This window comes from Caulobacter ginsengisoli (genome assembly GCF_030814835.1).
In the GTDB taxonomy this organism is placed as follows: Bacteria; Pseudomonadota; Alphaproteobacteria; order Caulobacterales; family Caulobacteraceae; genus Caulobacter; species Caulobacter ginsengisoli.
This window is the reverse complement of the sequence record NZ_JAUSVS010000002.1, coordinates 169,981-192,624: the sequence shown is the minus strand read 5'-3', so window position 1 is coordinate 192,624 and position 22,644 is coordinate 169,981. Positions and strand designations below refer to the sequence as shown.

At 67.7% G+C, this 22,644-nt stretch carries 15 protein-coding genes and 2 tRNA genes; 10 read left to right on the top strand and 7 right to left on the bottom strand.

All coding sequences use genetic code 11. The features are described from left to right. Positions 1-26: 26 nt before the first annotated feature. Entirely contained in the window at positions 27-422 is a 396-nt protein-coding gene (locus tag QO010_RS06240) for a LysR substrate-binding domain-containing protein (protein WP_307347432.1), read from the top strand. Here the strand turns inward: QO010_RS06240 and QO010_RS06235 are convergent. Continuing rightward, the gene (locus QO010_RS06235) at positions 419-3,289 is read right to left on the bottom strand and encodes a hypothetical protein (protein WP_307347431.1); all 2,871 of its coding nucleotides are present in this window, start codon (positions 3,287-3,289) and stop codon (positions 419-421) included. The two genes, QO010_RS06240 and QO010_RS06235, sit on opposite strands and share 4 nt — an antisense overlap. A gap of 100 nt (positions 3,290-3,389) precedes the next feature. On the opposite strand from QO010_RS06235, the gene QO010_RS06230 reads away from it, so the two are divergent. Together QO010_RS06230 and QO010_RS06225 are read left to right on the top strand one after the other, a co-directional pair. Then, the gene (locus QO010_RS06230) at positions 3,390-4,292 is read left to right on the top strand and encodes a LysR family transcriptional regulator (protein ID WP_307347429.1); all 903 of its coding nucleotides are present in this window, start codon (positions 3,390-3,392) and stop codon (positions 4,290-4,292) included. Continuing rightward, on the top strand, positions 4,292-5,200 hold the full coding sequence (locus tag QO010_RS06225) for a LysR family transcriptional regulator (RefSeq protein WP_307347426.1): 909 nt from the start codon (positions 4,292-4,294) through the stop codon (positions 5,198-5,200). Before QO010_RS06230 ends, QO010_RS06225 begins: the two co-directional genes overlap by 1 nt. Before the next feature lie 18 nt (positions 5,201-5,218). On the opposite strand, the gene QO010_RS06220 is transcribed toward QO010_RS06225, so the two are convergent. Beyond that, complete coding sequence (locus QO010_RS06220) at positions 5,219-5,437, bottom strand: CsbD family protein (RefSeq protein ID WP_307347424.1); 219 nt, start codon at positions 5,435-5,437, stop codon at positions 5,219-5,221. Between the two features lie 151 nt (positions 5,438-5,588). On the opposite strand from QO010_RS06220, the gene QO010_RS06215 reads away from it, so the two are divergent. From QO010_RS06215 to QO010_RS06205, 3 genes are all read left to right on the top strand, one after another. Further along, positions 5,589-7,742, top strand: coding sequence for a S9 family peptidase (locus tag QO010_RS06215; protein ID WP_370873725.1), 2,154 nt, complete (start codon positions 5,589-5,591; stop codon positions 7,740-7,742). Further along, positions 7,727-8,287 (top strand): GNAT family N-acetyltransferase, encoded by a 561-nt coding sequence (locus tag QO010_RS06210; protein WP_307347420.1) that lies wholly within the window; start codon positions 7,727-7,729, stop codon positions 8,285-8,287. The genes QO010_RS06215 and QO010_RS06210 overlap by 16 nt, the downstream gene beginning before the upstream one ends. A gap of 140 nt (positions 8,288-8,427) precedes the next feature. Then, positions 8,428-9,234: a hypothetical protein gene (locus tag QO010_RS06205; protein ID WP_307347418.1), complete on the top strand. Its 807-nt coding sequence runs from the start codon at positions 8,428-8,430 to the stop codon at positions 9,232-9,234. A gap of 28 nt (positions 9,235-9,262) precedes the next feature. On the opposite strand, the gene QO010_RS06200 is transcribed toward QO010_RS06205, so the two are convergent. Beyond that, positions 9,263-9,336: transfer RNA gene (locus QO010_RS06200), tRNA-Gln, on the bottom strand. Between the two features lie 153 nt (positions 9,337-9,489). Here QO010_RS06200 and QO010_RS06195 point away from each other — a divergent pair. Both QO010_RS06195 and sppA read left to right on the top strand, forming a co-directional pair. Then, positions 9,490-9,566, top strand: a tRNA-Pro gene (locus QO010_RS06195). A 165-nt stretch (positions 9,567-9,731) separates the two neighbouring features. Further along, positions 9,732-11,528 (top strand): signal peptide peptidase SppA, encoded by a 1,797-nt coding sequence (sppA, locus tag QO010_RS06190; RefSeq protein WP_307347416.1) that lies wholly within the window; start codon positions 9,732-9,734, stop codon positions 11,526-11,528. 581 nt (positions 11,529-12,109) lie between these two features. Here the strand turns inward: sppA and QO010_RS06185 are convergent. After that, complete coding sequence (locus QO010_RS06185) at positions 12,110-15,277, bottom strand: TonB-dependent receptor plug domain-containing protein (RefSeq protein WP_307347413.1); 3,168 nt, start codon at positions 15,275-15,277, stop codon at positions 12,110-12,112. A 365-nt stretch (positions 15,278-15,642) separates the two neighbouring features. Here QO010_RS06185 and QO010_RS06180 point away from each other — a divergent pair, with 365 nt between their 5' ends. Then, entirely contained in the window at positions 15,643-17,658 is a 2,016-nt protein-coding gene (locus QO010_RS06180) for an alpha/beta hydrolase family protein (RefSeq protein WP_307347411.1), read from the top strand. 59 nt (positions 17,659-17,717) lie between these two features. On the opposite strand, the gene QO010_RS06175 is transcribed toward QO010_RS06180, so the two are convergent. Continuing rightward, the gene (locus tag QO010_RS06175; RefSeq protein ID WP_307347409.1) at positions 17,718-18,386 is read right to left on the bottom strand and encodes a Fe2+-dependent dioxygenase; all 669 of its coding nucleotides are present in this window, start codon (positions 18,384-18,386) and stop codon (positions 17,718-17,720) included. A 129-nt stretch (positions 18,387-18,515) separates the two neighbouring features. Between QO010_RS06175 and QO010_RS06170 the strand changes: the two genes are divergently transcribed. After that, positions 18,516-20,150, top strand: coding sequence for a tetratricopeptide repeat-containing sulfotransferase family protein (locus QO010_RS06170; protein WP_307347407.1), 1,635 nt, complete (start codon positions 18,516-18,518; stop codon positions 20,148-20,150). Here the strand turns inward: QO010_RS06170 and QO010_RS06165 are convergent. Both QO010_RS06165 and QO010_RS06160 read right to left on the bottom strand, forming a co-directional pair. Then, complete coding sequence (locus QO010_RS06165; protein ID WP_307347405.1) at positions 20,135-21,442, bottom strand: tetratricopeptide repeat-containing sulfotransferase family protein; 1,308 nt, start codon at positions 21,440-21,442, stop codon at positions 20,135-20,137. The two genes, QO010_RS06170 and QO010_RS06165, sit on opposite strands and share 16 nt — an antisense overlap. Before the next feature lie 7 nt (positions 21,443-21,449). After that, positions 21,450-22,628, bottom strand: a complete 1,179-nt coding sequence (locus QO010_RS06160) for an aspartyl/asparaginyl beta-hydroxylase domain-containing protein (protein ID WP_307347403.1) — start codon at positions 22,626-22,628, stop codon at positions 21,450-21,452. Between the last annotated feature and the right edge of the window lie 16 nt (positions 22,629-22,644).

The following is a 22,644-nucleotide window of genomic DNA, read 5'->3' as shown; positions in this document are numbered from 1 at the left end:
GGCCAGCGCCGGCTGATGGCGATCTCATGCGGGCCGACCACCCGCTGGCCGGCCGGGACGCGGTCGGGGTCGCGGAACTGGCCGGCACGGACATCGTGCTGCTGGCCGACCCCAATCCCCACCGCGCCCTGGTCATGCAGGTCTTCGCCAGCGCCGGCCTGCCGATCCGACCCCGCCTGGAGGTGGTCACCCAGCGCGGCGCCGCCTGGTTCGCCCTGTCGTCAGGCGCCGTCACCCTGATCGACCAGGAGATGGCCGCCGAGCTGGTGCGGCTGGAGCCCGGCGTGCGGGCGGCGACCTTCACCGCCGCCCCGCCCTGGGACGTGGTGGCCATCCGCTCGCGAGACCGCGCCCCGACCCTGCTGGCCGACGCCGCCCTGGCGCGGCTGAAGGAGGCCGCGGCCGAGGTCGGCGGGCGCTAGAGCAGCCAGCCGCCGCTGTCGCCGGTGACGTTGCCGGCGATGGTCATCCGGTAGTCGGCCCGGCCGTCGCCGTTGACGTCGAGCTGCAAGGTGGTGACCCCGGCCGCGAAGCTGAGCGTCATCTCGCCGGCGTGGTGGGTGAACCCGCCCACCAGATGGAAGGCGTCATCGCCGCCGGTCGAGATGTCGGCGTCGATGGCCGACAGGTCCAGCCGGTCGCCCTGGCCGGCGATCAGGTCGTTGACAGTATCGACCTCGATCGCCCCGCTGGTGCGGATCGAAGCCTGAGTCACCACGAAGGTGTCGAGCCCGCCGCCGCCGACCAGGATGTCATTGCCGGTCCCGCCGATCAGCGTGTCGGCGCCCAGGCCCGCCTTGATGACATCGTCACCCGCCCCGCCGTCCAGGCTGTTGGCGCCGCCGTTGCCGGTTAGGGCGTTGGCAAGGCTGTTGCCGGTGGCGTCGATGTTGCCCGAGCCGTCCTGGATCAGGTTCTCGACATTGGCCGCCAGGGTAAAGGTGGCGGTGGCGCGGACCGTATCGGTCCCCTGCCCGACGACCTCGCCGATCAGGTCGCCCGCATCGTCGACATAGAAACTATCATCACCCAAACCGCCGACCATGGTGTCGGCGCCCAGACCCCCGTTCAGAACATCGTTGCCGTCATCGCCGATGAGGGTGTCGTTCTCCGAGCCGCCGTTCAGCTGATCGGCGCCCGTCCCGCCGTTCAGGGAGTCGATCCCCGCGCCGCCGTCGAGAACGTCGTTGCCGATCCCGCCGGTCAGCGAGTCCTCGCCATTGCCGCCATCCAGCCGGTCGGCGCCGTCGCCGCCGCTGAGCCGGTCGTCGCCATCCTGCCCCAGCAGTTGATCGTTCCCCAGGTCGCCCAGGACGGTGTCGGCGCCCCCGCCGGCCTTGATCAGGTCGTCGCCGTCCCCGCCGCTGATGGTGTTTACGCCGCTGTTGCCGATGATGGTGTTGGCGGCGCTGTTGCCGGTCCCGTCAATGTCGCCCGAACCGTCGAGGATCAGCTTCTCGATGTTGCTCCCCAGCATCCAGGTGACCGTGGCGTAGACGACGTCGGAACCCTCGCCGCCGACCTCCACCGTGGTGTCGCCGAAATCGTCGACGATGTAGCTGTCGTCGCCCGCCCCGCCGGTCATGGCGTCGGCCCCCGTCCCGCCGTCCAGCCAGTCGCCGTTGTTGCCGCCGTCGAGGGTGTCGACGCCCGTCCCGCCATAGAGGAAGTCGGCGCCGTCCGCGCCGTTCAGATGGTCGGCGCCGCCAAGGCCGTTCAGCGTGTCGTCGCCGGCCAGGCCATTGAGCGTATCGGCGCTGGCGCCGCCGTCGTGCGCGTCGATGCCGATGGTGCCCGACCAGGTCTGGCCGGCCACATGGCCGTAATAGATCAGCGCCTGGCCGTTCGCGCCGTCATGCATGCCGCCAAACAGCAGGTCATCGATCCCATCGTCGTTGAAATCCCCGCCGCCGCCGATGATCTGGCTGCCGAAGAAGCCCGAGGCGGATACGGCCTCCACCCTGAAGCCGTTGCTGCCGTCCAGATCGGTGATGCTGATCGCCGCGGCGAAATCGCCCTCGGCGGCCGTGTTGCGGCCGAAAACCACATAGCCGGCGTTGTTGCTGCTGAGCGCCCGCTCGGAGATGACGATGTCGTCGACGCCGTCGCCGTTGATATCGCCCGCGCCCTGAGCGAACCGGCCCAGCCCCCTGTTGAGCTGGCCGTCGATACGGAAGCCGTTGGTCCCGTCGATGGTCGACAGATCGAACCCGCTGGCGAAGCCGCCTGACTGGCCGAAGACGACATAGACCTTCCCGGCCTGGCTGGCGTCCAGGGCCGAGACGATGACATCGTCGATTCCGTCGCCATTGACGTCGCCGGCGGCGCCCACCGCGAATCCAGCTGCGGCGCTGGCGGCAGGGCCGCGGATGGTGAAGCCGGTCGATCCCGTGATCGACGAAGCGGCGATGGAGGCCGCAAAGGCGCCGGAGACCGAGGTGTCCTTGCCATACAGCACATAGGCGGCGCCGGAGTTCGTCCCATTGACGTCGGCCGAGGCGTCGCCGACGATCAGATCGTCGATGCCGTCGCCATTGACGTCGCCGGCCCGTGAGACGGCGCTGGCCGAGCTGGCGGCGGTGGCGTTGGTGATCTGAAAGCCGTTGGTCCCGTTCAGGCTGGAAAGGTCGAGACTGGCGGCGAAGTCGCCGGACACGCCGGTGTCGCGGCCGAACACCACATAGGCGGTGGTCTTGTTCGTACCGATCAGAACGTCGTCGACGCCGTCGCCGTTGATGTCGCCCGCCGACGACAGCCACCGCCCGGCCTGATCGTTCGTCGACACACCGTTGATCTGGAAACCGTTCGGTCCGGTCAGGGTGGAGAGGTCGAGATTGGCCGAGAAGTCGCCGGCCTGGGCCGTGTCCTTGCCGAACACGATATAGACGGCCCCCGAGAACGAGCCGTGAGGATCGGCGCCGATCGCGCCGATGGCCAGATCGTCGATGCCATCGCCATTGAAATCGCCATGACCGAAGGTCGCGGCCAGATCGTCGCCGGGAATCTCACCGCTGATCTTGAAGCCGTTGGTCCCATCCAGGCTGGACACGCTGAAGCTGGCCGGAAAGCCGCCCGCCGTCCCGAACACCACATAGGCGGCGCCGGGGCTTCCATCTGGGACGTCGGCGGTGGGCGCTCCGATAACGAAGTCGTCGATGCCATCGCCGTTGAGATCGCCGGCCGCGGTGACCGAATAGCCGAAAGTGTCGCCCGCCGCCGCGCCATCGATCAGAAAGCCGCTGACGCCGTCGCCGTCCGCAAACGTGATTTCCGCCGGAAAATCAGCCATTTTCGCCCCCGTCCCCACTATGGGTTTATGCGGCGCAAGCTGGTCGCGGACCGGCGTTCAATCAAATTCCGTTTTGCCCCCGATGATATACGCTGCGTCTATGGATCGGCTGGACCCGCACGCCCTCGAAGTCTTCCTGGCCGTGGCCGAGACCGGATCGGCCAGCCTGGCCTCGCGGCGGCTGCGCCTGACCCAGCCCACCGTCACCCACGCGATCGGCCAGCTGGAGAAGCAGACCGGCCTGACCCTCTTCGAACGCGGCAGGTTCGGCATGCGGCCCACCGCCGAGGGCCTGCTGTTCGGCGAGGCGGTGCGCCGCAGCTTCGCCGGACTGGACCGCATCACCGCCGCGGCCGAGGCGATCCGGCGCGGCGTGCGGGGCCAGCTGGTGATCGCCGCCCTGCCCGTCTATGCCGACGGCTTCGTCCATCACGCCATCGGCCGGCTGGCGGCCCGCTCGCCCGATCTCAATGTCCGGACCGAAACCCACGGGCCCGAGGAGGTGCTGCGCAAGGTGCTGCACGATCAGGCCGACCTGGGGGTCATCATCGGCCCCCTGCCCGGCCAGACCCAGCTTACCGTGCACCGGCTGGGCGAGCGGCGGCTGATGGCGGTGATGAACGCCAGCCATCCTCTGGCCGCCCGCTCGGAGGTGGGGGTCGCGGACCTGGCGGACCAGGAGATGGTGCTGATGGCGCCGCCGAACCCGCACCGGACCATGATCGCCCAGGCCTTCGCCGCGGCCGGGGCGCCGCTGCAGGCGCGGCTGGAATCGACGACCCAGCGCGGGGCCGGCATCCTGGCCCTGACCTCGGGAACCATGACCCTGATCGACCAGGAGATGGCCGGCGAACTGGCGCGGCTGGACCCCGATGTGCATCTGGCCACCTTCACGGCGGCGCCGTCCTGGGAGGTGCTGGCGGTGCATTCCAAGGACAGGCCCCTGACCCTGGCCAGCGAGGCGGCGCTGGAGGCTTTGCGCCACGAGATGGCGGCGCGCTGATGGACCGGCTCGATCCTCGCGCGCTGGAAGCCTTTCAGGCCGTCGTCGAGACCGGCTCGGCGACCCTGGCCGCTCAGAAATTGCATCAGACCCAGCCGACCATCACCCGGGCCATCGCCCAGCTGGAGCAGCAGACGGGCCTGACCCTGTTCGACCGGGGCCGGTTCGGCATGCGGCCGACCGCCGAGGGCCTGCTGCTGGCCGAGGAGATCCGCCGCAGTTTCGTAGGCCTGGAACGGCTGGCCGCCTCGGCCCAGGCCATTCGCGGCGGGCTGCGCGGCCAGATCGTGGTGACGGCCATGCCGGTCTATGGCGAGGGCTTCGTCACCCGCGCCCTGGCCAGGCTTGCGGCCGGCGCCCCGGACGTGCAGGCGCGGGTGGAGCTGGACGCGCCGCCGGACGCGGTGCGCAAGGTGCTCAGCGACCAGGCCGATATCGGCATCGTGGCCGGCCCGTTCGCCGGCCATGCGGAGGTCGAGAGCATTCCGCTCGGCCGCCGCAAACTGATGGCCTTCATGGGCCAGGATCACCCGCTGGCCGGCCGCGCCAGCCTGGGCGTCGCCGATCTCGCCGGGCTGGACCTGGTGCTGATGGCCGACAACAATCCCATGCGCGCCCTGGTGCAACAGGCCTTCGCCGCCGCCGGCGCGCCGCTGCGGCCCAAGCTGGAGGCCTTCACCCAGCGGTCGGCCGCCCTGATGGCGCTGTTGTCGGGCTCTCTGGCGCTGATCGACCAGGAACTGGCCGCGGAACTGGTCCGCCAGGACAGTCAAATCCGCATCGCCGACTTCACCGCCACCCCCGCCTGGGACGTGGTGGCGGTCCGTTCACGCGCCAAGCCAGCCACCCTGGTCGCCGAGGCGGCCCTGGCGCAGTTGAAGAGCGCCATGGCGGAAAGCTCCGCCTGACGCTCCTCAGCCTATCGTCTAGTCCTTGAAGGTCTTGGGCTCGTTATGCCGGGCCTCGAAGTCACGGATTTCCGACTCGGCCTTGTCCTTGGCGTAGCCGTAGCGCTCCTGGATCTTGCCCAGCAGCTGGTCGCGCTTGCCGGCCACGGTCTGCAGGTCGTCGTCGGTGAGCTTACCCCACTGCTCCTTGACCCTGCCGCTCATCTGTTTCCACGAGCCCTCAATACGGTCCCACATGGTCTGCTCTCCTTATATCGTCGGCGTTTGCGGGTCGATCCGCGAACGTCTCGCAAAAAGAACAAGCAGGCGGGGCGCGGGTTCCGCCGGCGGGTGAAAAGGCTCAAGCTGGCGTCATGATCCACCATCGCTACCCTGGAGATTCCCCGGCATGAACCGCCGCCAGTTGATCCTGACCGCCTCCGCCCTCCCCTTCGTTCCAGGACTAGCCATGGCCGCCACACCCGTTCCGCCGATCGTTCGGAAAGACCCCAAGCGCATCGAGCAGCTGGGCCGGGTGCGGGTCGACGAATACGCCTGGATGAAGGACGACAACTGGCAGAACGTCCTGCACGACCCCAGCCTGATCAAGGCCGAGGTGAAGGCGCACCTGCTGGCCGAGAACGCCTACTTCAAGGCGATGATGGCCCCGACCGAGCCGTTGCAGGCCAAGATGTTCGAGGAGATGAAGGGCCGCATCAAGGAGGACGACGCCTCCGTCCCCGTGCCCGACGGCCCCTGGGAATACTACACCCGCTTCGAGAAGGGCGCACAGCAGGCCATCCATGCCCGGCGGCCGCGCGGCAAGACCGATGGTGAGCAGATCCTGCTGAACGAGGAGGTCGAGAAGGTCGGCAAGGCCTTCTATCACGTCGACGAGGCCGACAATTCGCCCGACCATGGCCTCTATGCCTGGATGGCCGACGAGCAGGGCAGCGAGGTCTACCGCCTCTACGTCAAGGACCTGGCCACCGGCGCGGTGCTGCCCGAGCCGATCGAGAGTGTCTACGGCTTCTGCTGGTCGCCGGATTCGAAATTCATCTTCTGGGTGCTGCGCGACGAGAACGGCCGCCCGGCCAAGGTCTATCGGCGGCCGGCGCGCGGCGGCAAGGCCGACGACGTGCTGATCCATGACGAGCAGGACGAGGGCTTCTTCATCAGCGTCTATCCGACCGCATCCAGGCAATGGGTGGTGCTGTCGCTGGGCGAGGGCGAGACCAGCGAGATGCGGCTGATCCCGGCCGGCGATCCGACCGCCACGCCGGCCATCGTGGAGCCGCGCAGCAAGGGCGTGCTCTACGACATCGACCACTGGGGCGAGGAGTTCATCATCCGCACCAACGCCGACGGAGCCATCGACTTCAAGCTGGTCAAGGCGCCGGTGGCGAGCCCCGGCAAGGCGCACTGGAAGGACTGGGTCCCCTACAAGCCCGGCCGGCTGATCGAGGGCGGGGCGGCCTTCAAGGACCACTTCGTCCGCCAGGAAAAGTCCGACGCCCTGAGCCGCCTCGTCGTCACCGACCGCGCCGGCAAGGAAACGCCTCTGGCCTTCGAGGAGGAAACCTACGCCCTGACCCTGCAGGGGGGCATGGAGTACGGCGGCGGGACGATGCGCTTCGTCTATGAATCGCCGACCACGCCCAAGCAGTGGTTCGACTACGACCTGGCCAGCGCCAAGCGCACCCTGCGCAAGACCCAGGAAATCCCCTCCGGCCACGATCCGAGCCGCTATGTCACCCGCCGGCTGAACGCCAAGGCGGCCGACGGCGCGGAGGTGCCGATCTTCGTGCTGATGAAGAAGGATACCAAGCTCGACGGCCAGTCGCCGCTGATGCTCTACGGCTATGGCAGCTATGGCTCCTCGCAGGAGCCGACCTTCTCGATCCGCAATTTCAGCCTGGTCGACCGCGGCTGGATCTGGGCCCAGGCCTGCGTGCGCGGCGGCTCGGAAAAGGGCTGGGGCTGGTTCCAGGACGGCCGCAAGTTCAAGAAGAAGAACAGCTTCAGCGACTTCGTCGCCTGCGCCGACCACCTGCACGCCGCCGGCTATGGCGCGGCGGACCGCACGGTGGCCTATGGCCGCTCAGCCGGGGGCCTGCTGATGGGCGGCGTCACCAACCTGGCCCCGGAGAAGTTCGCCGGGATCATCGCCGGGGTGCCTTTCGTCGACGTGATCAACACCATGAGCGACACCAGCCTGCCGCTGACCCCGCCCGAATGGCCCGAATGGGGCGATCCGATCAAGGATCCGGCCGCCTACGACTACATGATGAGCTACAGCCCCTACGACAACGTGGCGGCCAAGCCCTACCCCGCCGTCCTGGCCTATGCCGGGCTATCCGACCCCCGGGTGACCTACTGGGAGCCCGAAAAATGGACACAGCGGCTTCGGACCCACACCACCAGTGGCAAACCCATCCTGCTGTGGGTCAACATGGAGGCCGGACATGCCGGCTCCTCGGGCCGGTTCGACTATCTGAAGGAAACCGCCCGTGACCTGGCCTTCGCCGTCTGGGCGGTCGACAAGGGATGGCTGAAGGCGTGACCTTGGTGAGGGCGGCGACGCCGCAAGACGCGGGGGCCCTGGCGGCCATCTATGGCCATGCCTGCCTGCATGGCTTTGGCACCTTCGAAGAAGCCGCCCCAACGCCTGAGGAAATGGCCGGGCGGATGGCCGCCATCCAGGCGCGCGGCCTGCCCTATCTGGTGGCCGAGGTCGAGGGCGAGGTGCTGGCCATGGCCTATGCCGGCCCGTTCCGGCCGCGGGCGGCCTATCGCTACAGCGTCGAGGACAGCGTCTATGTCTCGCCCCGGGCCCAGGGCCAGGGGCTGGGCCGCCTGGTGCTGAGCGCGGTGATCGACCATTGCGAAGGCATGGCGCTGCGCCAGATGATGGCGGTGATCGGCGACAGCGAAAATCTCGGCTCGATTCGGCTGCATGAGTCGCTGGGCTTCGTGCGCCAGGGGGTTATGCGCTCGGTCGGCTACAAGCACGGCCGCTGGCTGGACATCGTGATGATGCAGCGCCCCCTGAACAGCGGCGACGCCAGCCCGCCCGACGCTGGCGGACTTCAGCTCTCCGGTTTCTGAGCGGCCAGCGCCTGGGCGGCGTGGCGGGCCAGCCGCTCGCCGATGGCGGCGTCCTGAGCCTGGGAAAATCGCAGTCCGTTTCCCATCGCGATGAAACGCGGCCACCATGGGCGTGATCCGCAGGTTGTTGAGAGAATTCCATGATCCGCCTTCCTGTCCTTGCGCTCGTGCCGGCCGTGATCCTGCTGTGTCCCGGCCCGGCCGCCGCGGCCGGTGGGACCAGTCTCGCCGACGCCCGGACGCAGCCGGCGACGCGGCTGGCGGACCGTGTGCTGTCGCAGTTCGCCGGCCAGCTGGTGGCGGTGCGCCGGCCGCCGGGCGAGGTGTTGTCGACCCTGGAATTTTCCACCCGGCCGAAGTCGGCGGGATTCCCGGGCCTGTGCATGGCCAAGATCGTGATGGTCGAGATGCGCTATGACGGACAGGGCGCGGGCCTGCGCACCCCGGCCCGGGCCGAGGACCTGTCGTTGCGCGAGGTCTATCGCATCGTCGGCGACACCAAGCCGATTCCCGGCGGCTGGAACGAGCCCTACGGCCGCTGGCTCGATTCGAACTGCGGACGGTTTGCGGACGGGCTGGACTTCTTCTCCGCCTCGACCCCCGCCGCCGCCTGGCGTGGCGCGCAGGTCATGGCGCAGATCCTGCCCGGGCCGGACGGCAAGACCGCCTCCAGCGTGGCGGTCTCCTGCGCCAATCGGGGGCAGGCCTGCGACATCCCCGCCATGCTGGCCAAGCTGGGCGACAGCGGCCTTGGCAGCGTCGAGGAAACCCCGTGCAACGCCGAGGCGCCCGATGGCCTCTCCTGCATGACCCTGATCTTCGCCATCGACCGCACGGCGGCCCAGGACACCATCGTCACGCTGCGGGTCGTGCTGAAGCAGCGCGAGCCTTTTCCGGTCGAAATCGTCCGGGCCAGCATCTCGGGCGTGCGGGCGGCGGCCGACTGACGGCGCGGAAAATCCCGAGGGAGGGCGTTGGCTGGGGAACTAGGACTCGAACCTAGAATGACGGTACCAAAAACCGCAGTGTTACCATTACACCATTCCCCAGCAGGAACGGCGCGGGCCCTTCCGGGCCCGGCGAGGCGGTGGAGATAGCGTATGAGCGAGGGCGATGCAACGCCGCCGTCGCTGCTTTGAAATAGTCTTGTCAGGCTCGCTTGCGGACTGGAAGAGCCTCCCCTATAAGGCGCGCTCCCAAGTCGGAGTGTAGCTCAGTCTGGTAGAGCACCGTGTTCGGGACGCGGGGGTCGCAGGTTCGAATCCTGCCACTCCGACCATTTCCCCGCGTTAAGTCCTGAACACAAATCGCCCTTACCAGCCGCCACGCCCAAGCGCGGCAAATTCGCCTGAATGTTGCGTCGTGTTCATTTGACGCCAACGCCTGTGCATATAGGTCATAGTGGACATTGGCGGATTGGACCGCCGTGACGCCGGGGTCCCCGATGAAACAGTTCCTGTTGACCATGGCCGGCGTCTTCGTCGGGCTGATGCTCTTCTTTTTCGTGGCGATGGTCAGCTTCTTTGGGTTCATCGCCTCGATCGCCTCCAGCAGCAGCAAGGACATCACGCCCGCCCATGCCGTCCTGGAGCTGGACCTGCGCCAGGGCCTGAGCGATCAGGATCCGCAGAACGCCTTCGCCATCTTCAGCGGCGGCTCGCAGTCGGTGATGACCATCATCCAGGTGCTGCGGGCCGCTGAAACGGACAACAAGGTCGAGGCCATCTTCGTTCGCCTGCCCGAGGGCGGCGTCGCCCCGGCGGCGGCCGACGAGCTGCGGCTGGCCTTCCAGCACTTCAAGAAGAGCGGCAAGCCGATCTGGGCCCACAGCCAGGGCCTCTACCCCTCCGGCGCCGTGGTCTCGACCTACATGCTGGGAGCTTCGGCCGACCAGCTGTGGATGCAGCCCGACAGCAGCTTCCAGGCGGTCGGCATGGCCAGCGAGGACATGTTCTTCAAGCGCTTCTTCGACAAGTACGGCGTCAGGGCCGACTACGAGCAGCGCTACGAGTACAAGAACGCGGTCAATCCCTACCTCTACAGCGACTACACCGCCGCCCACCGCGAGTCGGAACTCAGCTGGATGGGCTCGATCTACCGGACCGCGGTGCTGACCGCCTCGGCCGACCGCAAGCAGAATCCCCAGACCTTCCTGGCGACGCTCGAAGCCGGGCCCTATTCGGCCGAGGAGGCCCGGGCCAAGGGGCTGATCGACCAGGTCGGCCAGGTCAAGGACGCCGAGGACGCCCTGATCGCCAAGGTCGGCGGCGACGCCAAGCTGGCCGACTTCGACGACTATGCCGGCGGCGCCAAGGCGCGGATGGGGTCCGGTTCGGGTCCGGTGATCGCCGTGATCGGGGCCGAGGGCGCCATCATGACCGGCAAGGGCGGCGGCGGCAGTCCGTTCGGCGGCGAGCAGACCGTCTGGTCCGACGACGTCGCCAAGGCCATCTACGAGGCGGCCGAGGACAAGGACGTCAAGGCCATCGTCTTCCGCGTCTCCTCGCCCGGCGGCTCGGACACCGCCTCGGAACAGATCCTGGCCGCCGTGCGGGCCGCCAAGAAGGCCGGCAAGCCGGTGGTGGTCAGCATGGGCACCTATGCGGCCTCGGGCGGCTACTGGATCTCCAGCCAGGCCAGCGCCATTGTCTCCCAGCCCACCACCCTGACCGGCTCGATCGGGGTGTTCGGCGGCAAGTTCGCCCTGGGCGAGGCGCTGGGCAAATTCGGGGTCGACGTGCGCGGCGTCAGCGTCGGCAGCGACTATGCCGGCGCCTTCGGAACCGGCGACGAATTCACCCCCAAGCAGCGGGCCGCCTTCTCCGCCTGGATGGACCGCATCTATGGCGGCTTCGTCGCCCGGGTGGCCGAGGGCCGCAAGCTGCCCCAGGCCCGGGTGCGCGAGATCGCCAAGGGCCGGGTCTGGACGGGCGTGCAGGCCCAGCAACTGGGCCTGGTCGACCAGATCGGCGGCTTCTACGACGCCGTCGACCGGGCCAAGGCCCTGGCGGGCGTCAAGGGCGAGGTTCGGCTGAAGATGATCGGCGGCGCCAAGTCGCCCTTCGAGGCCCTGGGCCGCCTGTTCGGTGGCACCGAGACCTCGATGAAGACCCTGGCGGCCGCGGCCTGGGTGATGGGCGATCCCCGCTCACAGGCGATCCTGGACCAGATGGCCCAGTCGCGGCTGCGGGATCGCGGGGCGACGGTCCTGGCCCCCACGCCGATCCGCCAGGGGCGCTAAGCCCCCGCCAAGACAAAGACGCGAAGGGCCGGCAGTCCCACTGCCGGCCCTTTGTTTTACGCTAGACCTCACCGCCAACAGCCCGCCGGCTGACTTGCGCCGCAGGCGTCTCAAACGTGCGCATGTCCCAGGCCCACGAGGATTGGCGAGGCCTGTTCGCGTCGTTCGCGTTGTTCGCGTTCCAGCCTTGCAGGCGTGGATGCGCCTCCCAACGCCCGGATTTTTTAACGCGAACAACGCGAACAACGCGAACGAAGCAAGCCAAAGCCTGATGGCGGTGAGCGGCGCTCAGCGGCCGCAGTGGGGCTGACGATAGCTGTCCGTGTTGTCCGTGTTGTCCGTGGTCAAACCTTGCAAGCGGCGATACCGCCCCCGCCGCCGGAATTTTTACCACGGACAACACGGACAACACGGACGGGCTTAGCCTTTGATGGCTGGGTTCGGGTGACCCTTCGGGTCGATGCTGGTGGTGCCCCTGCGAACCAGCGTCATGCCCCAGCGATCTGGGCTGCGGGCAAAGAAAAAGGGCGGTGGGGTTTCCCCCACCGCCCTCGTTCATGTCAGGGCTGAAGCCCCGCCTTCTACCACTTCTTGGAGATTTGGATGAAGGCGCGGCGGCCGATGACGTCATACTGGTTGATGGCCGCGGTGCCGATCCGGAACTGGCCGGTCGACTGCGACGGCGGACGCTCGTCGAACAGGTTCTGGATGCCGGCCTGGAAGGTCCAGCTGTCCATCTTCTTGCGCACCGAGATGTCGTGATAGGCGGTGAACTCGTCATAGCGCTTCAGATAGACCGTCACCGGGACGAGGGTCAGAGGCCCGGTGCCCAGCAGACTGGTGCAGGACTGGATCGGGCCGGCGCCAACCCGGCAACGGTCGGTGTAGCGCGTGTTGTTGGTGATGGTATCGGCGCCGAAGGCTTCCGGACCGGAGTCCGACTGCTTGCCGACCAAATCCACGCCCCAGAAGAAGGTCCAATCGCCCTTGTCGAAGCGGGCGTTGATCTGGGAGGTGAAGTCCGGTTCGGTCGTCGTGCCGTTCTGGTCGGTGCTCGCCCCCGCCAGCAGCGCCTGGGTGTCCTTGAAGGTCCAGGTGGTCGACGTGTCGAGGGTGAATTTACCGAAGTCGAACTCGTGGGCGTAGTGGGTGTTCAGGTCCAGACCGTTGTTGATCTGCTCAGCCACGTTCAGGTAGCCGTCGAACACATCGATGATGTTGAAGGTCGGCGGGTTACCGTTGATGCCGGTTTTGTCGCGGTGGAACAGGGTGCAGAAGGCGTTCGGGAACGAGCCCACGCCGCGATAGCACTGGTTCAACGTATTCAGCGGACCAAAGCGGGTGATTTCATTCTCGACCGTGATCTCGAAGTAGTCGACCGCGACGGAAAGGTCGATGAAGCTGGGGGTCCAGATCACACCGACCGTCTTGGCTTCCGAGGTTTCGGCCTTGAGGACGCCCGCGCCGCCGCCCGCGATGATCAGGGCGGAGGAACCGCCGCCGAACGAGTTGGCCGCGGTGTAGCCCGCCGGGATCCCATCGGCCGCACAGTTGGTCAGCAGGTTGGGATCGCCCGAAGCGACATAGTTGATGCAGGGATCGACCTGGTTCTGGCCCAGGAAGCTGGTCTGATTGGCCAGATACAGTTCATACAGCGCCGGGGCGCGGAACGAGGTGCCCTTGGTGGCGCGGATGCGCCAGGCGTTGGAAATCTGCCAGTTCAGACCGACCTTATAGGTCGAGTCCGAGCCGTAGGAGTCGTAGTCGGTGTAGCGGCCCGACAGCTGGACGTCGAAGGACTCGATGCCCGGAAGACCCTTAAAGACCGGGATTTCCAGTTCGCCGAAGACTTCCTTCACCGTGTCGTCGCCCTTGGTCTGGCCGGCGGAGGTGGAGCCCCACAGGTTGCCAGAGCGCTCGTTCAGGCCCGGAAGGTCGTTGATCTCGTCCTTGCGCCAGCTGATGCCGAAGGCCGAGCCGAGCGGGCCGGCCGGCAGCTGGAACAGGTCGCCAGTGATCGAGAACTCGAAGGCGTCCTGGGTGTAGGTGGTGTTGCCGGTTTCCTTGGCGAACAGGAAGGCGGCCTGAGCAGCGGAGAAGTTGCCGTTCAGGACGTCGGCCGAGAGCCAGTTGATGCCGCCGGGCAGCTGGCTGGCGCAGTTGAAGCCGGAAATGTTGTGGCTGGCGTGCGGTTGGAAGCAGGGAACGTTGGCCGCCGCGCCATAGGCGGTGGGGGGGGCCAAGATCGCCGGGTTTTGGATGTTCACAAAGCCGCCGGTCGTCGCCAGCACCCGGTCATTATAGATGATGTCCGTGGTGTAGTCGGCGTCCGAGTCGCTGTGCTGGTAGAACAGGTCGTAGGACCAGCCGTCCATGAAGGGGATGTCGCCACGGACGCCCACGACGGCGCGCCAGTAGTTGACTTCCTGGCTACGGTCGGAGGCCAGCGGGATGATCGGCAGCAGCGAGCCGAGGGTGGCGCCCCAGCCGGCCGTGTTGCCTTGGTAGCCCTGGTTCACACCCGGGAAGAACTGACGGGCGCCGTACTGGACCGACTCACGACGGTTCAGCAGCAGCTCGCCGTAGAGTTCGGCGTTCGGGGTCAGATCATAACCACCCGTGGCGAAGAGGCTGGTGCGCTTCACCGGGCTCAGGATCGAGGAGCGGGCATAGGCCGGCGCGTCCTGGTGCGAGTAGGGGTAGGTGATCGGGAAGCCGGCGCGGGTCTGACGGACCAGGCCGAACGGAATCGGCAGGCTGCCGAAGCCCCCGCCGATGTTGTTGGGGCCGCCCGAGTTACCTTGCGCGGCGGTCGGATAGGTGACGCCGGCGTCCGGGAACATCAGGTCGCCGTAGGTGCCGGTGCGCACAATCCGGCTGAACAGGTTATAGCACTTGAACTTGTCCGAAGCCGACTGGCCGGGATCGGTGTTGGCGTAGTCGACGCGAGCCCCGCCACGGCCGCCGGCGAACTCATAGTCGCTGGTGCAGGCGGTGTCGTCGCGGTCTCCGCGGCGCAGGACCTTCTGCTCATAGTAGTCGGCGGCGATGTTGATATAGCCGCGGTCGAAGGTCTTGCCCCAAGCGCCGCTCAGCCGGAAGGTTTCACCACCCTGCTCGAAGGGGATGTTGCCGAAGACGTTCAGCTCGATGCCGTCGTAGTTCTGCTTGGTGATGATGTTGATGACACCGGCGACGGCGTCGGAGCCGTAGATCGACGAGGCGCCGTCCTTCAGGATCTCGAAGCGTTCGACGATCGAGTTGGGGATGACGTTCAGGTCGACGGGGCCGACCGTGCCGCGGGTGCCGGCCGGACCGACGCGACGGCCGTTCAGCAGAACCAGGGTGCGGGTGGCGCCCAGGCCGCGCAGCGAGATGGTGTTGGCCCCGGGGCCGCCGTCCGTCACGAAGCCGGTCAGCTGGTTGTTCACCTGGAACGAACCGCTGGCGATGGTCGACTGCTGGAGAATCTCGGTGGTGTCCACCAGGCCTTCCAGGGTCGATTGCTCAGCCGTGATCACCTGGATCGGGGCCGAGCTGGTGTATTCGGTGCGCTTGATGCGCGAGCCGGTGATCACCAGGGCCTCAACCGTGTTGCCCTCGTCCGAGGAGGACGTGGTGGTCGAAGCCGGCGGCGTCGTGGCCGGCGGAGCGCCTTGCGCGAAGGCGGCGGACGGCGCGGCGGCGAGTGCGGCGGCCGCGAAGCCCACCATCACCGTCGTGCCGAAGAGAAACTTGCGATCCAGCATGTTGAGCACTTTCCCCAGTAGCCCGATGAAATCTGCAGCCGAACAGGCCGGCCGCCCGCGAGACAGGGTCCCGCAAGGTCTGTCGAACCTAGCAGCTTCAAGAGCCGCGACAAGGATCATGACCGAAAAGCGTTCGTTAGCCGCAACCCCGTTACAATCTCGCCACACTTTCCCTTCGAGCGCGTTACAAAGCGCCCGACTCGCCCCTCAGGCGTGGCGGCAACCACAGCTTGGCGTTCTGAAATATCAGGTTAGATTGCTCCCTTGAGAGCGGCGATCCGCCAAACCGCTGACCCCGAACCGGCGCGGAAAGGGCAGTTCCTTTCCGATTCGGCCCCTCGGGCGGCATCATTCATGAGGGCAAAGTGAAGCCACATTTCCGTATCCTTCGCCGTGTCGCGGCCCTTGCGCTGTTCGCGGGGCTGGGGGCCATCGGGGCCGCCCAGGCCCAGACTCCGGCCGCCGCACCCGCCCCGCCCAGCGCCAACGACTTCGGTCGCGAAGCCGCCATCCGCGGCGTTCAGCTGTCGCCGGATGGCTCGCGAATCGTGGCCGTCACCTCGCCGGACGGCGTGACGCCCTACGTCACCATCTGGCGCACCGACGCCATGGATCAGAAGCCGACCTATCTGGGTTGCGGCGAGCGCAACACCTGCCAGAGCGCCCGGTTCATCAAGAATGACCGCCTGATCGTGTCGATCCGTCAGACCATCGACAGCGGCTCGACCAAGACCCACCTGTTCTGCGCTCTGATCACCGACCTGAATTTCGGCAGCGTGCGCAACATCAGCGGCGCCAAGGACCAGAACAGCTGCTCGGGCGGCTCGCTGGTCGACGATCTGCCCTTCGATCCGAACAACATCCTGATCCAGAACAACGACGGCATCTACAAGATGAACGTCTACACCGGGGCGCGGGCCAAGGTGTACACCAACTCCGACAAGTTCGGTGGCGAGCAGACCGACCTCAAGGGCGAGATTCGCGCCCGCCAGTCGGTCGACTACGACAATGGCCGCGTCTACATCGCCCAGTGGATCCGCAACCCCAAGACCAACAACTGGGAAGAGCACTTCCGCTGGTACGCCGCCGACCGCGAGCCGGTGGACATCGTGGGTTTCACCGAAGACCCCGACGTCATCTACGTCAGCACCAACCGCGGCCAGGATAAGTCCACCATCTTCGAGTACAACATTCAGACCCGGAAGTTGGAGCCGGCCTTCGGCATCAAGCTGTTCGACGCCGACGGCGTGGTGCAAAACCAGAACCCCAAGGACTATGGCCGCCTGCTGGGTTTCACCTACCAGGGCGAAACCCGCCACACCTATTGGGTCGATGGCAAGATGGAGGCCCTGACCAAGGGCCTGCGCGCCGCCCTGGGCGTCAAGACCGTCACCGTCAGCTGGACCGACATCGCCACGGGCGAGGCCAGCAAGTTCCCGGTCGCCGACGGCGCAGACGCGGTGCTGAGCAACTGGTCCGATGACATGGAGTACGCCATCGTCGTCAAGACCGGTCCCAGCCAGCCGCCGGAATATTACCTGCTGCACAATGGCCAGCTGAAGCTGCTGGGCAAGCAACGCCCCTGGTTCAACACGGCGATGCTGGGCGATACCCGCCTGGTGCAGTATCCGGCCCGGGACGGCATGTTGATCCCCGGCTTCCTGACCACGCCCAAGGCCGAGTTCTATGGCCCCGGCCCCTACCCGACCATCATCCTGCCGCACGGCGGTCCGTGGTCCCGCGACGACCTGAGCTGGGACGGCTCCGGCTGGATCCAGTATTTCGCCTCACGCGGCTACGCGGTCCTGCAGCCCGAATACCGCGGCTCGCAAGGCTGGGGGCAGAAGCTCTGGCGCGCCGGCGACAGCGAGTGGGGCCAGAAGATGCAGGACGATATGGATGACGGCGCCAAGTGGCTGATCAGCCAGAAGATCGCCGCCCCCGATCGCATCGCTATGCACGGCTACAGCTATGGCGGCTATGCGGCCATGGCCGCCTCGGTGCGCTCCAACGGCATCTACCAGTGCTCGATCGCCGGCGCCGGGGTGGCGGGCCTGGACTACTTCCGCGAAAGCATGGTCTCGAACCCGATCCTCAAGGCCTTCCAGCGCCCGACGATCAACGGCCTGCAGCCGATCGATCATGTGGGTGAGGTGTCGATCCCGATCTTCCTCTACCACGGCGACCGCGACGTCACCGTCCGCATCGAGGAGTCGGAGCGGTTCGTGGCGGGGCTGAAGCGCTACAACAAGCCCTATAAGTTCACCGTGCTGAAGGACATGGGCCACCAGTCCAACCGCTGGGAAGCCGGCCAGATCACCCAGGTGCTGACCGAAATCGAGAGCTACCTGCGCACCGACTGCGGCCCCGGCGGGCTGTAGAATCGAGGCTGAAATCGAGACTGGGAAGGGCGGGGGAAACCCCGCCTTTTCTTTTGTCCCTACCCCGCCTCGCCCCAGATGCGGCGCAGGTTGGCGCGGACGTACTGCAGGCGGGTGCGGTTTTCCCAGCTCATGTTGAAGCCCTCCAGGGCCGCCACCTCGTCGAGCTGGAACAGCAGCTCGCGGAACACCGGGTCGGCGATCTGGCTCTCGATGAAGGTGATGGCCACCAGCCGCTCGCCGGCGGTGACCGGCAACACCTCGTGCAGGGTGGTCGAGGGATAGAGCACCGCCGAGCCGGCCGGCAGCTTGAAGGTCACCTGGCGCGTGCCCAGCGTGATGGCCAGTTCGCCGCCCTCATAGGTATCCGGATCGCCGAGGAAGACCGTGCAGGACAGGTCCGAGCGCAGCGGCCGGGCGCCCACCTGCATGAAGGGCGCGTCGGAATGCAGGCCGTATCTCATTGCCGGCTCGTAGCGGGCCAGCAGCGGCGGGGCCATGATCCGCGGATAGGCGAAGTTGCGGAAGGTCTCATTGCGCTGCAGGGCCGTGGCCACCAGCCGCGAGGATTCGGCATAGGCCTCGCCGCCGCTGTCGATCTGCAGATTGTCCTTCACTTGCGAATGGGGGCTGGAGATGCGGCCGTCGACGAAGCGGGCGCTCTTGGCGATGTCGCGCAACCGCGCGCACTCCTCGGCGGTCAGGACGTCGGCGATCTCCTGGAACATAACGCGGCCCGCTCCCAAAGCTGTCCCAGGCCTTATAGCGGCAAGAGGACGAGCCGCGCACCCCCGGCTGGCGGAGACCGACGGGCTCGGCTAAAGGGACCTGCAAGTCATTGTATTGAGGCAGGCTTTATGGCGACGAACGACGCCCCGCGGGACCGCGCTCTGGGCGCCATCGAGCAGGCTCTGGGAGCCAATCGCATCGACCAGGCGATCGGCCTGGCGCGGCAGGCCGAGGCCGACGGCGTCGAGCACCCGCTGATCCTCAACCTGGTCGCCTTCGCCTTCGAGAACGAGGGTCAGTTCGGCGAGGCCCTGACCCGGCTGGACCGGGCGCTGCAGCTGGAGCCGCAGAATGTCCTGACCCTCAGCGCCATCGGCCAGTGCCTGTCGAAACAGGGCCGGCCCAAGGACGCGCTGGAGGCCTTCGACGCCGCCATCTCGCTGCTGCCCAGCCATGCGCCGGCCCATCACGGCCGCGCGGCGGCCCAGGCCTCGCTGGGCGACGACGACGACGCCTGGCAGAGCGAATCGCTGGCGGCGCGGCTGGACCCGCGCTTCCCCGACCCGCTGGGCGGGCTGGCCGAGATGTCGATGCGCCGTGGCGAGATCGACCAGGCCCGGCAATATGCCCGCCAGGCCCTGGCCCTGGACCCGCGCCAGCCGGTGGCGGCCTATGTCATGGCCTCGCTGAACGCCCGCGACCAGCAGCCCGCCGAGGCGGCCCGCCAGCTCGAGGCGCTGATTGCCGGTGGCGGCCTGACCCCGCTGCACGCGGCCATGACCCAGCGCCTGCTGGGCGACCAGCTGGAAGAGCTTGGCCGGTTCGACGAGGCCTGGCAGGCCTACGACCTGGCCAACAAGGGCATGTGGCGGCTGCTGGGCCGGGGTTTCGAGATCACCGGGGTCGAAACCGCCGCCCCGATGTGCCGCCGGGTGCGGGCCTATGTCGAGGCGGCCCCCGCCGGCGCCTTCGATCCAGCGCCCCAGAACACCCCCTCCCCCGCCGCCGAACACATCTTCCTGGTCGGGTTCGTGCGCTCTGGCACCACCCTGCTGGAGCAGGTGCTGGCCAGCCATGCCGACGTCGTGGCGCTGGAAGAGAAGCCGACCCTGCGGGCGCTGACGGCGGAGTTCTTCTCGGACCAGGCGGGCCTGGATCGGCTGACGGCCATGACCGAGACGGAAGCGGACGTCCTGCGCGAGACCTACTGGCGCTCGGTGGCCGACCAGGGCGCCCAGGTCGCCGGCAAGGTGTTCGTCGACAAGGCGCCGATGACCTCGATCTGGCAGCCGCTGATCGCCAAGCTGTTCCCCAGGGCCAAGATCCTGTTCGCCATCCGCGACCCGCGCGACGTGGTGCTGAGCTGCTTCCGCAACGCCTTCATCGTCAACGCGATGAGCGGGGCCTTCTCGGACCTCAACAACACGGCCGAGCTCTACAGTGAGGTGATGGCCCTCTCGGAGGTCTACGCCAAGGTCCTGCCCCTGCCTCTGCACCGCCATCGCCACGAGGACCTGATCGAGGACTTCGAAGGCCAGGTGAAGGCGATCTGCGGCTTCATCGGCATCGACTGGGATCCGGCCATGGCCGACTTCGTGAGCACCGCCAACAGCCGCGACATCCGCACCCCCAGCAAGGACCAGGTTCGCCAGGGCCTCAACCGCTCGGGCATGGCGCAATGGAAGCGCTATGAGGCCCACCTGGCGCCGGTGCTGCCGGTGCTGGAACCCTGGGTGAAGGCTTTCGGCTACGAAGTCGGGTAGCCGAAGGCTTCGATCCAGGGTCGCAGGATCGGCTCGACCTTCTCCAGGTCCTTGAACCGCCGCCAGCGCTCCAGCCCACCCAGATTGACCCCGGCCATCACCTGGCGGGCGCTCTGCGAGGCGGTCAGGCCGCGCCGGGCCCGCTCACCCGGGTCGCCGATGCCGGCGGGGTCCAGGTCCAGGCGCTGCGCCAGGGCGGCGATGGCCGTCTTCGGGTCCTGAATGAAGGCTTCATGCCGGTGGACATAGACATCCAGCGGCAGCCGCTCGCGGGCCAGGGCCCAGAAGCCCATCACCGCATCGTAGAGGGCGGCGGTGTTGGTCAGGTCGAGCATCTCGTAGCTGTAGACGCTGATCTTCAGCCGGTGCTGGAAGCAACTCAGCACCACATCGCGCGGGTCGCGCTGGGCGAAGATGATCAGGGCGTCCGGAAACAGGCGTTGGATGATCGGCAGCTTCAGGGTGTTGAAGGGCTGCTTGTCGACGAACACCTTGCCGGCCGGATCCAGGCCCTGGCCCGCGACCTCGGCCCAGTAGGCGGCCCGCAGCCGCTCGATTCCCGCTGCATCAAGGGCTTTGAGGCCTTCGAAATCGGGACGCTCGCCCATGAAGGCGATCGCCGCCGCCGCCAGCGCCTCGTACTCTTCCAGGGCGACCACATCGGGATGGGCGGCCAGCATTTGTTCCAGCAGAGTGGTGCCCGAGCGCATGAAGCTGAGCAGAAAGACATGACGGCGGGGCGTGCGATCGGGCGCCGGACCGTCGGGCCAGCCGCCCCGGCTGGCCGTGTCGAACCGCTGGGTCAGGCCGCCGATCTGGGCGGTGAGGCGTTGGCGGCCAGGCAGCTCAAACCGGGGGCGGTGCAGATCGCGGAAGGCGCGGTTGCCGGCCGTCCAGGCCTGGAAGGCCAGGGCCGGGCGGTCCTGGCGATCCAGGACCTCGCCCAGCAGGCCCATGGCGTGATGACGCGGCCCCGCCGCCAGGTCCGGTGTCTTCAGCCAGATCCGCAGCCGCGCCTCGGCCTCGGCCAGCCGGCCCTGGGCAAAGTCGGCCTCGGCCGTCGCCCGCAGCGCGTTGGGCTCGGCCGGATCGACCGCCAGGGCGCGTTCAGCCAGCCGCCGGGCCTCGTCGGCGTCGCCGGTGTGGGAGGCCAGGATGGCTGCCTGGCCCAGGGCCTCGCTGTGGTCCGGCTGCAGGGCCAGCGCGGCCTGGAAGCTGGCCATCGCCTCGGACACCCGGCCGGCGGCGACCTGGGCCGCGCCTTGGCGCACTAGTGACTGGGGATCGCTCACGATCGCCCTACAGCGAACCGGACGGGCCGGCGCCGTTGAAGGCGTCCATGGTCGCCATCACCTGGCTGATGACCTGGCGCTCGTCCTCCGGGATGCGCGGGTTCCAGACGTCGCACAGCAGGATGACCCGCCGCTCGCCGCTGTCGTTCCAGGCCTCGTGCTCGATGGTGTCGTCGAACACCCAGGCCTGGCCCTCCCGCCAGGACCGCACCTCGTTGCCGACCCGGAAGCGGCAGTCCGGGGGGACCATCAGCGGCAGATGCACGACCAGTCTGGTGTTGGAAATACCGGTGTGCGGCGGGATGTGGGTGTGGGGCTCGAGCACCGAGAACATTGCCGAGGGCGAGCGGTTGACGTTCACCGGCTGGGGAATGTCGGCCAGGGCGGCCAGGGTGTCGGGGCAGCGCTCGCAATTGGCCACAACCGGACGGCCGAACTCCAGCAGGTGGAAGGCGCTCCATCGGTCGGAGTGGTTCAACGTCTCCCACTGGTCCAGCGGGGCGCTGTCGGGATAGTCGATATAGGGGGTCAGCTTGGTGGCCGGCGCCTTCAGCGCCGCGTGCAGCTCAGCCTGGATGGCGGCGGTGCGGGCCTCGAAAGCCTCGATCCAGGGAAACTCCTCGCGCTCCCAGAACTCGATGGCCGGCAGGCCGGGGTAGTAGTAGCCGACCGGCGCCTGATGATAGACGCGGCGCTTGCCGGTTAACAGGTCCATGAAGGCCTGCATGCGGCGGGTCTGGCTCCCGCTCAGGCCGGAGACGTCGATCGTCTCGGCGAAGCGAGCCTGCAGGTCGCGATTGTGCTTTTCGGCCAGGGCGCGGCCGTGCAGCACCGCCCGCAGGGTCGGCGCGTCCAGCTGCTCATCGCCCGGCGCCTGGGCCAGCGCGATGGCATAGGCGGGAATCGCCTCGAGCGGCCGTCCAGCCCGCTCCAGCAGCGAGGCCTTCATCAGCAGCACCAGGAAGGCGCGGGGATCGACGGTCAGGGCCTGGTCGAGCGTGGCCAAGGCCGCTTCTACCTCGCCGGCCGCCCGCTGGCTGGCCGCCAGGTTCAGCCAGAGCGCCTGACGCCGCGGCTCGATAGCCAGGGCCTGGCGCAGCAGGTCCTGGGCCGTGGCCTGCTGGCCCGCCGCCATGGCCGCCATAGCCGCGCGATTGAGGGCTTCCGCCCCAGGCCCGGTTTCCACGCCGTTCAGGTCTCCA

What these genes read in the sequence shown, in the direction of transcription:
- QO010_RS06240 (WP_307347432.1), top strand. Translation starts at nt 27, where the DNA reads ATGCGGGCCGACCACCCGCTGGCCGGCCGGGACGCGGTCGGGGTCGCG.
- QO010_RS06235 (WP_307347431.1), bottom strand. Translation starts at nt 3,289, where the DNA reads ATGGCTGATTTTCCGGCGGAAATCACGTTTGCGGACGGCGACGGCGTC.
- QO010_RS06230 (WP_307347429.1), top strand. Translation starts at nt 3,390, where the DNA reads ATGGATCGGCTGGACCCGCACGCCCTCGAAGTCTTCCTGGCCGTGGCC.
- QO010_RS06225 (WP_307347426.1), top strand. Translation starts at nt 4,292, where the DNA reads ATGGACCGGCTCGATCCTCGCGCGCTGGAAGCCTTTCAGGCCGTCGTC.
- QO010_RS06220 (WP_307347424.1), bottom strand. Translation starts at nt 5,437, where the DNA reads ATGTGGGACCGTATTGAGGGCTCGTGGAAACAGATGAGCGGCAGGGTC.
- QO010_RS06215 (WP_370873725.1), top strand. Translation starts at nt 5,589, where the DNA reads ATGAACCGCCGCCAGTTGATCCTGACCGCCTCCGCCCTCCCCTTCGTT.
- QO010_RS06210 (WP_307347420.1), top strand. Translation starts at nt 7,727, where the DNA reads ATGGCTGAAGGCGTGACCTTGGTGAGGGCGGCGACGCCGCAAGACGCG.
- QO010_RS06205 (WP_307347418.1), top strand. Translation starts at nt 8,428, where the DNA reads ATGATCCGCCTTCCTGTCCTTGCGCTCGTGCCGGCCGTGATCCTGCTG.
- sppA (WP_307347416.1), top strand. Translation starts at nt 9,732, where the DNA reads ATGAAACAGTTCCTGTTGACCATGGCCGGCGTCTTCGTCGGGCTGATG.
- QO010_RS06185 (WP_307347413.1), bottom strand. Translation starts at nt 15,277, where the DNA reads ATGCTGGATCGCAAGTTTCTCTTCGGCACGACGGTGATGGTGGGCTTC.
- QO010_RS06175 (WP_307347409.1), bottom strand. Translation starts at nt 18,386, where the DNA reads ATGTTCCAGGAGATCGCCGACGTCCTGACCGCCGAGGAGTGCGCGCGG.
- QO010_RS06170 (WP_307347407.1), top strand. Translation starts at nt 18,516, where the DNA reads ATGGCGACGAACGACGCCCCGCGGGACCGCGCTCTGGGCGCCATCGAG.